Origin of the sequence: Stenotrophomonas sp. SrG (genome assembly GCF_050031795.1) — a bacterium.
GTDB lineage: Bacteria > Pseudomonadota > Gammaproteobacteria > Xanthomonadales > Xanthomonadaceae > Stenotrophomonas > Stenotrophomonas rhizophila_A.
Genome location: NZ_JBNBBE010001247.1, coordinates 1 through 237 on the forward strand (window position 1 = coordinate 1; position 237 = coordinate 237).

The 237-nt window shown below is 73.4% G+C and carries 1 protein-coding gene; it reads right to left on the reverse strand.

The features are described from left to right. On the reverse strand, positions 1-237 hold a 237-nt coding region (locus tag ACQG3P_RS23435; protein ID WP_426806381.1), incomplete at both ends, for a hypothetical protein.

The following is a 237-nucleotide window of genomic DNA, read 5'->3' on the forward strand; positions in this document are numbered from 1 at the left end:
CCCTCGCTGGTGCCTGCAGGCGCCCGCGCGCGGCCTCCCGGGCCGTTTCCTGCGCACGCTGCGCCTGCTCACGCGACGGCGCTATCTGCGCAGCGGTATCGGCCAGCGACTGCGCTTCCACATCCAGCCCCACTCGCGCGGCGGTGTAGCCAAGCAGTGCACCCAGGTAGCTGTCCAGCGCGGTGCGAAGCGCGTCCTGTGCCGCCACCGGCACGCCCGGCGCTGCCAACGCCAGAT